At 42.4% G+C, this 9,373-nt stretch carries 10 protein-coding genes; 3 read left to right on the plus strand and 7 right to left on the minus strand.

The window, feature by feature from the left end; translation table 11 throughout:
* Window positions 1-19 precede the first annotated feature (19 nt).
* The 3 genes from galT to PSE7429_RS18115 all read right to left on the minus strand — a co-directional run bounded on the left by galT (window position 20) and on the right by PSE7429_RS18115 (window position 3,925).
* Complete coding sequence (gene galT / locus PSE7429_RS18105; protein ID WP_009628768.1) at window positions 20-868, minus strand: galactose-1-phosphate uridylyltransferase; 849 nt, start codon at window positions 866-868, stop codon at window positions 20-22.
* A 250-nt stretch (window positions 869-1,118) separates the two neighbouring features.
* The gene (locus PSE7429_RS18110; protein ID WP_202950467.1) at window positions 1,119-2,981 is read right to left on the minus strand and encodes a diguanylate cyclase domain-containing protein; all 1,863 of its coding nucleotides are present in this window, start codon (window positions 2,979-2,981) and stop codon (window positions 1,119-1,121) included.
* Between the two features lie 89 nt (window positions 2,982-3,070).
* Window positions 3,071-3,925, minus strand: coding sequence for a Tab2/Atab2 family RNA-binding protein (locus PSE7429_RS18115; protein WP_009628770.1), 855 nt, complete (start codon window positions 3,923-3,925; stop codon window positions 3,071-3,073).
* Window positions 3,926-4,026: 101 nt separating this feature from the next.
* Between PSE7429_RS18115 and PSE7429_RS18120 the strand changes: the two genes are divergently transcribed.
* Complete coding sequence (locus tag PSE7429_RS18120; protein WP_009628771.1) at window positions 4,027-4,314, plus strand: hypothetical protein; 288 nt, start codon at window positions 4,027-4,029, stop codon at window positions 4,312-4,314.
* 137 nt (window positions 4,315-4,451) lie between these two features.
* Entirely contained in the window at window positions 4,452-5,882 is a 1,431-nt protein-coding gene (locus PSE7429_RS18125; protein WP_009628772.1) for a hypothetical protein, read from the plus strand.
* A gap of 223 nt (window positions 5,883-6,105) precedes the next feature.
* Here PSE7429_RS18125 and petE read toward each other — a convergent pair whose 3' ends face one another.
* From petE to hisA, 4 genes are all read right to left on the minus strand, one after another.
* Window positions 6,106-6,483 carry a plastocyanin gene (gene petE / locus PSE7429_RS18130; protein WP_009628773.1) on the minus strand — a complete coding sequence of 126 codons (378 nt, stop codon included), beginning with the start codon at window positions 6,481-6,483 and terminating at the stop codon, window positions 6,106-6,108.
* Window positions 6,484-6,642: 159 nt separating this feature from the next.
* On the minus strand, window positions 6,643-7,152 hold the full coding sequence (gene psbV / locus PSE7429_RS18135; RefSeq protein WP_009628774.1) for a photosystem II cytochrome c-550: 510 nt from the start codon (window positions 7,150-7,152) through the stop codon (window positions 6,643-6,645).
* A gap of 68 nt (window positions 7,153-7,220) precedes the next feature.
* Window positions 7,221-7,415 carry a hypothetical protein gene (locus PSE7429_RS18140; RefSeq protein ID WP_009628775.1) on the minus strand — a complete coding sequence of 65 codons (195 nt, stop codon included), beginning with the start codon at window positions 7,413-7,415 and terminating at the stop codon, window positions 7,221-7,223.
* 117 nt (window positions 7,416-7,532) lie between these two features.
* Window positions 7,533-8,297, minus strand: a complete 765-nt coding sequence (gene hisA, locus PSE7429_RS18145; RefSeq protein ID WP_009628776.1) for a 1-(5-phosphoribosyl)-5-[(5-phosphoribosylamino)methylideneamino]imidazole-4-carboxamide isomerase — start codon at window positions 8,295-8,297, stop codon at window positions 7,533-7,535.
* Between the two features lie 114 nt (window positions 8,298-8,411).
* Between hisA and PSE7429_RS18150 the strand changes: the two genes are divergently transcribed.
* Window positions 8,412-9,263, plus strand: a complete 852-nt coding sequence (locus PSE7429_RS18150; RefSeq protein WP_009628777.1) for an ABC transporter permease — start codon at window positions 8,412-8,414, stop codon at window positions 9,261-9,263.
* Window positions 9,264-9,373 lie beyond the last annotated feature (110 nt).

Below are 9,373 nucleotides of genomic sequence, written 5' to 3' on the forward strand. Positions count from 1 at the left end.
TTATCTATCCTAATATTCTCTATTCTTTTGTCTTCTTTTTATTCATGCAACAACGCCTATTTAAACCATAAAAAATCTTCGCCAGAGTTGTCTTCAGTATATAGGCAAGATCTTCTAATTCGATATCAGTAATCGCCCCAAAGGAAGAAGTATGACGGCGCGGAAATATCCATAGATGAAATGGAGAAAGAGCCGCATAGGGAATAAATGCCACAAAATAGTCGCTCTCTAGCACGATCCGCTCTTGAGATTGCAATTCATCTCTGAGGGTATAGCAAAACAAACATTCCCCCATGTCATCAAAATAACTAGCTGCTTCAATCATTCGACAACGAATTTGCGAGGGGACAACTGGCGTGGCTGCGATTTGCGAATGGGGATGTTCTAAGGATGTACCTGCACTTTCACCATGATTTTTAAAAATAATGATACTTTCAATCCGTTGATCACGACGAATCACGTCATAGCGTTGACGGTATGCTTTCAGGATATTAACGACATCACTCGTTTCCATTAGAGCAATCGTGGCATTGTGATGCGGGTGTTCGATGATCACTTCGTGGTAACCGACACCTGTCATAGAGCGATGAATCCCTTCATTATGACGAATGCGATCGCCGTTCGGGGAGAGGGCAGGATATTTATTGGGGATAATCCTGACTCGCCAACCCTGCTCGTTCTCTATGCGCAAATATTCGCTCTCCGAGGGATTCTCGTTACCATTACAGAAAGGACAGCTATGTTTATAAATCGGTAACTCAGGCGGGATCTCATCCTGCGATCGCGCAAATTCATGGGGACGTTTGGATCTTTCGGTCGCAAAGATTACCCAGTCTTTAGTAATTACATTTTGGCGAAGGTGGGACATAGCTATAGGCGTTTAAGTAGCTAGGCATAAGTAAAATCTAGAAGAGAGTACCGCCCGCATAGCGAGCGGTACTCTCTCTGATTTTGGTTTTTAATTATGCTGAACTACTTAACTATACTGAACTACTTAAGTATCTTTTTAAGTATCTTTAAGTATCTAGGCGCAATTAAATATAAAATCCCAAAAGCTGTAGCGCACGCGGAGCGTGCGCTACAGCTTTTGACTCTGATTGTTAATTATGCCCAGCTACTTAGCATGGAGAAAACATCACGGACTGATTGCGCCCCTTCTGCTTGGCATGGTAAAGGGCAACATCCGCTTGCTTAACAAGCATGGATGGTTCTTGGATAGAGTTGGGTATTAGGCTAGCTACACCAATACTAACCGTAACTATATCGCCGATATCCGATTTTTGATGGGCAATACATAGATTTGTAATTGTCTTGCGGATCTGCTCAGCGACTATAACTGCTCCTTTCGCGTCGGTATTGGGCAAAATCACAGCAAATTCCTCGCCGCCATAGCGTGCAACCAGATCGGCAGGACGCAACAACACTTGCTTCACCGCTTGCGCGATCGCCATTAAACAATCATCACCCATTTGATGCCCATAACAATCGTTGTAACGCTTGAAGTAGTCAATATCAAACAAGATCAAGGTCAAAGGTTGTTGTTCACGTTCTAGTCTCGCCCATTCCAATTCTAGCCTTTGATTAAAGCAGCGGCGATTAGCGATTTGGGTCAAACCATCAATATTAACCAAATTTTCTAGTTCTAAATTTGCCTGTCTGAGAATAGATTCGGCATACTTCATGTCAGCTTCAGCCCGTTTGCGATCGCTAATTTCAAACAACACAAAACCAACCGCAACGGGAATATCATCGAGATCAAAAATTGGGAAATAGGATGATAGCCAAGTTTGCAGAGTTCCTTCTGGGTTGTATAGATTACTAGCATTTTCTTGATTTAAAAGCGGCTTTCCTGTCTTAAAAACCTCATTAAGAGAAGCCTCTATCTGTGAACTTAAATCGGGGACAATCTCTTGAGCCATCCTACCCAGACAGTCCTCAATATCTCTTTGGTAAATTTCTGCTAATAATGGATTGACCCTTATATATCGAAGTTGGCGATCGACAATCCCCATTCCTACAGGTGCCGAAGAGAAGAACCCGCTAAGTTGGGCTTTACTTTGTTTCAGTTCCTTAGTGCGCTCAATTACTTGTGTTTCCAGACTCTCCATCGTCTGCTTCAGCGACAACTCTGCTTCTTTACGTTCGTCAATTACCGCAGAGAGAATGAGTGATGTCAGAGAAAAAACAGCGGTAAAAGATTGCAACAGCAATAATGATTGATTGGGAGAATTCTCGATATAAAGTCCATAACCTCTAGCTGTAGATAAAATCGCAATTAGGGAGACAAGACTTACTAATAGACTCGCAAAGAAACTACCATAGCGAAAAACTGTCCAGATTAAAATGGGTAGGAGCAAATACGCCAATGGATAGCCTTTTAAAAAGCAAATCCAACTAACACATAAAAACACAAATAGGACTAAGACAATCTCGATCCATCGGTGTTCATTTTGCTGAGATAGGTTTTTCCATAACAATATAGTTGGCGTAAAGATTAAATGCGGAAGCGCACTTCCTAACCACCAAGTCACCCAACTAATACCATAGCCATGCCATTTAATAACTCCCGCAATGCAAAGACTCGTAACCCCTAAACTCGCCGATACCATGGGCGCAAAGACTGCCGCCGCAATATACAAAACTACGGTATTAACATGACTGAAAATGTCTTTATGCCTTGCGTATTTTTTGATCCAATAGGTAGCAAACAATGGCTGGAGAACATTGCCACAAGCACAGAATGTAAGAACTAATAAAAAACTAAAGACTGGTAGAGGCGGATTTACTTTGAATAAACCGAGCGTAAGTGCGTAGGTAGACCCACAGACAATTCCTAAAATAGCCCGATTGCCTAGTAGGTAAACTAGGGCTAATGTCATCCCTGAGGGAAACCAAACTGAGGCAACGGTAGCAGGTAAAGTGGCAAACTCATGACTGAGCCTTACACCTATGGCGTAGGCAATCGCTACAAGAAGATTCAAAATTACAAATCGAATAGTTCTCTTCTGAAATAACCGATTGCCTTTCATGTAATGCACTATAAATTATTAGGCAATTTTTATTTTACAGGTTACATAACTTCTTTCAGCATCCAAAATCCAGCAAAATGCTCCTCTTCGGCATTAGTTTGGATCGCCAAAAAATGAAAGCCCTGCGACTTTTGCTTAGCCTTCTCAAAGTCAGCCCCCTGAGCGATCGCTAATTTATCTTTAGGAGCTTGCAAATTTGCCAAGACCCAACGTGCATCAGCACTTGCCTCCAACTGCATTTGGGTGCGATCGCCTAATAAATTCCGCTCAAACTTGATAAATACAGGATCGACTCCCGACATCCAAGCTGCCAAAGCTGTCGCCCTAGCAGAGATTATAATGATCCCTGCCACAATTGTGTCAGGATCGAGATGGCTGACATCCAGAAGTTCGCTGAAATCCATCGACCATTCCTTTGCCTCTTCAAAATCACTTGCCTTGAGGGATACGGATATCCATTGTTCACCCATGAGGGCATCGGGAACGGGTTTGGGATCTTGAGCGGCTAATACTTTTAAGGGTAGAGGATTGGGATCGACAGCCTGAAATCCATCACGATTGGGATAAATACTCGCCATTCTCTCCGCTAACCATGCGGACATCGTAAATACTCGCCGCGAAGCCTGCCCCGTAATCCCAGCAAGTTTGCAGCCTCGCATAATAATATTGGTCATGCTAGGACGGAAAAAGCGAATCTTAATCGGAGTCTGTCCATTAGTGGCGACACAGTCGGTGAGTTGCTTAGCTAACCATTCTGAGTTCACTTCCGTAGATGGGCATTCGCGTACCCATTCAAACTGCCGATCGCGATCGCAGATCAGCAGTTCCCACACTTTCTTATTATTGGCATCCAGTAAGGGACGGGAATAAAAATCTAACTCCCAAATTTTCGACATAAATTACTTTTTGCTGTGGTTTGATTATTTTGACTTTTTTCATGGTATCGCGATCGTTACCTCTAGATTTTTTTAGGTATTAGATTTTGGCTGGATAGCCCTTGGAGAATATCAAACGACTTGATGAAATTGCCAACAATAGTTTTACAATCTCAAAATCGTACTTAGATACCTACGAATGGCTAGATACAATGCAGAAAAAAAATGAGGAAATAGACTTCAAACCAGATGCTTCGATCGAGAAACAAAATTCTGAAATTGCGCCAATCGAGAACAGCAGCTTATTTATCAATCTAGCAAAAACCAAGGATGAGGCGAGCGACGACAAGACCAAACAAAATTTCATCACAGATGATTCAGTCGCTGCCACACAGCAATTTTTGTATTAAGTAGCTGGGCATAATTAAAAAACAGAAAACCTATAGCAGACGCTGCGCGTCCGCTATAGGTTTTAGGGTTTTATCTTTAATTGCGCCCAGTTACTTAGCGACCATCATATTAACTCCTGTAGCCAAGCAAATTACCCATGACAGATCCTGACACCATCATCTATCCCACAATTGATTTATTTAGCTACGACCTTGCGGAAGGACTAGGACAAAGCGAAGAGGAGAGCAACCAGAATCGCAATAAATTTTGGCGGAGAATATATGTTGGGCAAATGACAGCAGCTCAGTTAGCAGATGTCATCAAAATTGAATCAGAACTCTCAGACTACATTGAGCTACTTGGTAAAGATGGTAAAGGTTTTGACTACCCCATGAATGGGTTTTACTATCCAGTTAAACTCAACGATATCTATGCTTTACAGGTGCATTGCTCCATCGATCTCACCCATCAAGATCGCGATGATCCATCACTTAAGTATGCTCCTCGCCATATCCCCAGTTTCCAAAAAATTCAAGAAAATATTTTTAACAATCTCCATGGTAGTCAAATTAATCAACCAGAGAGCCACATGGGTCAAACTTGGTTTGTCTGGGGACAACTTGCTTTTGCTGACCAAAAGGCAAGTGATGCGGCGAAAAGAATTTACGGACATTTAAAAATTTTCGACAACTCAAGCTGGGAAAAAGATCTTAAAACCGAAATCAACCCTTCTGCACCTAAGCTCCTAGGTGCAGAATGCTTTGAACTATGGCAACTACCAAGCGATCGCGGCGATCTCAGTCAAAACAAACATCTCTTAATTTGTATTTTTCCCCATGAATTAAATATTCAAGATATCAGCCAGACCATCTCCAAACTTTATCCCAGCTTAATGCGTTTATTTTTGTATCGTCACAAAATTATTTGGTCATACCATCTAAGTCGTCGGCATAAAAATGAACTTAAAAACCAAGTCAAAAAAATTCAAGCTACCATCGCCTTATTAGCCGATCAAGATCATTCATCGCAAATAGATCTCGCGCAACTCCAGCAAAGCTTGAAATCAAACCTCAACTTGATGAATACCTATGTTCAAGAACTTATCTATCTAGAATCTCAAAAAAATACTATTGCAACTAATCTGGAGAACTACCAAAATAAACTCAAACGATTAGAAAATCACGAGGAAGATACTAATATTCCCTTTTTAGAGAAATTTGCAACCATCGTCACAAAGAAGTATATCCCGCAAATTATTGCAGATATTACCAACCTCAGCCCCAATCAAAAATTCTTAGAAAATTCTATTAGAAATATCGAAGGTATTATTAGTCTTGAACAAACTCGAAGTGAGCGTAGTCTTAACCAAAGCATCTTCGCCGTTGGTACGGGTTTAGGAACAAGTCAAATCACTGTCAATATCCTCACGGCTCAATTTCCTGTCAATGCCATTGCGACAAAATCGAATACGCTTTTTTTAATTTACATGGTGGCAGCCTTTTTAGGGAGCATCGTAATTGGTGGACTTTTTGGTGGTGGGGTTTGGTGGTGGCTGCATAGGCGATCGCGTAACTCTAAAAATCCTTAATACCAAAGCTCAAAATGGCTACGCCATTTTGAGCTTTGGTATTACGTTGCTATATAACGTCAGTTCGGATTAAGCTGGCAAATTTTAAAAATCCAAAAGTAAAAGCCTTGCATAGCAAGGCTTTTACTTTTGGACTTTGAGAAAGGGCAGTCGATCGCAAATCAATTCATACAAAAAAGAGGTGCAAACAATGTTTGCACCTCTTTTGAAGAAATAAACTTAATTATGATTGGACAATCACTTTTCCTTGCATACCAGCACCACGGTGTGGTGAGCAATAGTAAGAGAATTCTCCAGCCTCATTAAAGGTTGACTCTAGCTCAGCCTTAGGCTTTTGAGCCAACTTCTTGTGAGAGAGTTCTGCATGACCATCAAACACAATATTGTGGGGGAAAGCTTTGTTATTAACCCACTTAACAGTATCGCCAACTTTAATTGTCACCACTTTAGGATCGAATACAAGCTGACCGCTATCGGAACCCATCTTAACGGTAACGACATCAGCCGCAGCAGGAGAGGCTGTCATGAACAGGCTACCAACAACAAACAAAAGGCTAGCGATCGCTAGACCTAGCTTTTTCGCAAAGGAAGAAATATTCATAAATTAACTACCGACTAAAATTCAACTTAACTCGCACTAATTCGACTCGACTCGAACTAAGGCTAAAACACGTAGAGAAAACCAGAAAACACATAGAGAAAGCTAAAGTAATTAGCTTTTTGACAAATTATGACGCATTACGTTACGTACATTATTTGTTTAATAGTATATCTTTCCGCCGCCCCAGCCGATACCTTTGACCTTAGGTTCGTAAAGAATATAACCAGCAATTAGCTTGAGGTCATTGTCGGTGAGCCCACGCATGGCGGGGAAGATATCGGTACTCTTGAGGCTAGGGTGAACGTCGTAGATTTCAGTTACGCCATCATAGGTAGTGGGCTTCTTCATGAAATCCACCAATCCGAGCACATTATTCCGTACTGGATATGCCCCAGCAAGGGAATCGGGTGCTAGATTGACGTTAGGATTGGTAAAGGTCGCACCGCCGAGGTGACAGGTGGCACAGGCATTAGAAAATAATTTCTTACCCTTAGAGATGTCCTTTTGCGTTAAGACAATATTTGTAGTTTCATTGAGGGGGACTGTACGCAGTTCGATCGGAATATCGGCTGCATTTACGCTGGATGTGAAAAGCTGAAAGGTAAGCATCACGAAGGCGATCGCCACCGCTAAATATTTAAAAGAATTTTTGTTCATAATTACGGACATAACTTAATTTATCTAAGTTTATCTAAAAGAATTTCACCTAATCTCAAAGATTTATTGCGACTTTGCAATCACGATAAGCCTTTGGTGGTTTTAGAATTTTGGGCTTCGGATGCCATAATGACAGCCTTTGCATCTTCTAAAGCTAGTTTGGTTTCTGCGTCTTGGTAAGCGATCCCAAGGCGATCGCATAGTTTAAATACATCCTCAATACTGAGTTTGTAGTCCTCGGCGATCTCAGCGATCGAATAGTCAGCAAAGCCCATAACAATACTCGTATCTAGTTAATTCTAGAGATGTTTGTGCTATTTTCTCATGCAAGCAACCGAAAAAGTAAAGTCGGCGCAAAGCACCGACTTTACTTTTTTGTTTTGGGATGTAATTTAAGCGATCGCCGATCCGTCAATCACATCTTGCCAACGCCCGTTACCAACAGCCCTAATCGCTTCGGGTAATTGGATTGCACCCGTATAAATGGACTTACCCACGATCGCCCCTTTTACGCCGACCGATTCCAGTGACAATAGGTTTAGTAAATCAGCGATCGAACTAATGCCACCTGAGGCAATTACAGGCACATCAACATTTTCGGCAAGTTGGCGCAAAGCTTCGATATTTGGTCCTTGCATCGTACCGTCACGATAAATATCGGTATAAATAATTCCTGCGATACCGACAGAAGTCATCCGCTTGGCAAGATCTACCGCCATTACTTCCGAAGTTTCCAGCCAGCCTCTAGTTGCGACTTTACCGTCACGAGCATCAATGCCAATCATGATTTGTTCGGGAAATTCTGCACAAATCTCCGCAATTAGCTGAGAATTTTCTACTGCTGCCGTGCCCACGATGACGCGACTGACCCCTGAGTTCAGGACTGATAAGATACTTTCACGATCGCGCAACCCACCACCCATCTGCACTCGGATCGGAATTGAGCGGGCGATCGCCTCAATTACCTTTAGGTTTTGAGGCTTGCCTTCCTTTGCACCATCTAAATCAACTACATGTAAATACTTAGCGCCTTGACTGTACCAGCGTTGGGCAACCTCTACAGGGTCTTCACCAAATACTTCTGACTGTTGATAATCCCCCTGATAGAGCCTGACACAGCGTCCATCTAAAATATCAATTGCGGGAATTACATCCATAATTTTTACCTACGATCCCAGAAGTATAATTTTAGCTAGATTTAGCGATCGCGGTATAGTACAAATCAAGGAAATCCAGTTTTGCTTCTTAAGTTTGTCCTTTAGCTAGTCCCTATGAAATTGCCAAAGCAGTCAGTATCCTCAAAATTAATGTCCATTGGCATCATCATTAGCGGTGCTTTTTTGCTGATGGCGATCGTCACCCCCTTGTTACAAGCTGTAGGAATTTTGACCGATCCGACGGAATTTCTCAGCAATCCCATTCATGAGCCACCATCGCTACAACATTGGTTTGGCACAGATTTACAAGGACATGATGTATTTACGAGAACGATCGCGGGGGCGGGCGTAGCATGGCAGGTGACGATCGCTTCGACAGTAATCAGTTTAGTGATCGGCGTGCCTTTGGGGATGCTGAGCGGCTACAAGGGCGGATGGCTCGATCGCAGTTTAGTATTTCTCATGGATGCGCTTTATACCCTGCCCAGTCTGTTGCTATCACTGACGATCGCTTTTGTGGTCGGTACTGGCATCTGGAATGCCGCGATCGCTCTCAGCGTTGCCTATATCCCCCAATATTTTCGGGTGATCCGCAACCAAACGGTGAGTACCAAAACCGAGGTTTATATCGAAGCCGCTCAAGCGATCGGTGCGGATACAAAAACCATTCTCATTAAATATCTCGCCCCCAACGTCATCCAAAGCTTACCCGTAATTTTCACTCTCAACGCCGCCGATGCGATTTTGACCCTTGCAGGTTTAGGATTTTTAGGTTTAGGTATTCCTGAAGATGTCCCTGAATGGGGTCACGATCTCAAGCAAGCTCTCGATGCGCTCTCGACTGGCGAAAATATCTGGTGGACAACAATTTTCCCTGGATTGGCAATTACTTTAATGACAATCGGTTTATCGCTAGTCGGTGAAGGCTTGACCCAAAAATTTAGTAGCAAGAAAACTGAAGGTTAATCGCTTCTAGGATAACTAGATAGGCTCATAACTTCTCTGACTGCATACCCTATAGTCATACTTAACGTGAGTTCGGGATAATTTGAAACGGGCTTCGAGAAAGGGTTTGC

This window comes from Pseudanabaena biceps PCC 7429, assembly GCF_000332215.1.
Classification (GTDB): domain Bacteria; phylum Cyanobacteriota; class Cyanobacteriia; order Pseudanabaenales; family Pseudanabaenaceae; genus Pseudanabaena; species Pseudanabaena biceps.

Excerpts from the sequence above, each read along its gene's own strand:
- galT (WP_009628768.1), bottom strand. The coding sequence starts at position 868 with ATGTCCCACCTTCGCCAAAATGTAATTACTAAAGACTGGGTAATCTTT.
- PSE7429_RS18115 (WP_009628770.1), bottom strand. The coding sequence starts at position 3,925 with ATGTCGAAAATTTGGGAGTTAGATTTTTATTCCCGTCCCTTACTGGAT.
- PSE7429_RS18125 (WP_009628772.1), top strand. The coding sequence starts at position 4,452 with ATGACAGATCCTGACACCATCATCTATCCCACAATTGATTTATTTAGC.
- petE (WP_009628773.1), bottom strand. The coding sequence starts at position 6,483 with ATGAATATTTCTTCCTTTGCGAAAAAGCTAGGTCTAGCGATCGCTAGC.
- psbV (WP_009628774.1), bottom strand. The coding sequence starts at position 7,152 with ATGTCCGTAATTATGAACAAAAATTCTTTTAAATATTTAGCGGTGGCG.
- PSE7429_RS18140 (WP_009628775.1), bottom strand. The coding sequence starts at position 7,415 with ATGGGCTTTGCTGACTATTCGATCGCTGAGATCGCCGAGGACTACAAA.
- hisA (WP_009628776.1), bottom strand. The coding sequence starts at position 8,297 with ATGGATGTAATTCCCGCAATTGATATTTTAGATGGACGCTGTGTCAGG.
- PSE7429_RS18150 (WP_009628777.1), top strand. The coding sequence starts at position 8,412 with ATGAAATTGCCAAAGCAGTCAGTATCCTCAAAATTAATGTCCATTGGC.